The organism is Vibrio mytili (genome assembly GCF_000830505.1).
In the GTDB taxonomy this organism is placed as follows: Bacteria; Pseudomonadota; Gammaproteobacteria; order Enterobacterales; family Vibrionaceae; genus Vibrio; species Vibrio mytili.
Genome location: NZ_JXOK01000093.1, coordinates 1 through 214 on the forward strand (window position 1 = coordinate 1; position 214 = coordinate 214).

Consider the following 214-nt stretch of genomic DNA (forward strand, 5'->3'; position numbering starts at 1 on the left):
TAAGATGCGGAAGTGGCGGAATTGGTAGACGCACCAGATTTAGGTTCTGGCGCCGCAAGGTGTGAGAGTTCAAGTCTCTCCTTCCGCACCATTCTTTCTTTATTAGAAAGATTAATAGTCTCACGACTATTGACCTGTAGGCTATCGCCAAGCGGTAAGGCAGCGGCTTTTGATGCCGCCATTCCCTGGTTCGAATCCAGGTAGCCCTGCCATT

Annotated in this window: 2 tRNA genes; both read left to right on the forward strand. The window is 50.0% G+C overall.

The features are described 5' to 3' along the window. Positions 1-6 precede the first annotated feature (6 nt). Positions 7-91 (forward strand) — tRNA-Leu (locus SU60_RS20890). A gap of 47 nt (positions 92-138) precedes the next feature. Next, a tRNA-Gln gene (locus SU60_RS20895) sits at positions 139-212 on the forward strand. Positions 213-214 lie beyond the last annotated feature (2 nt).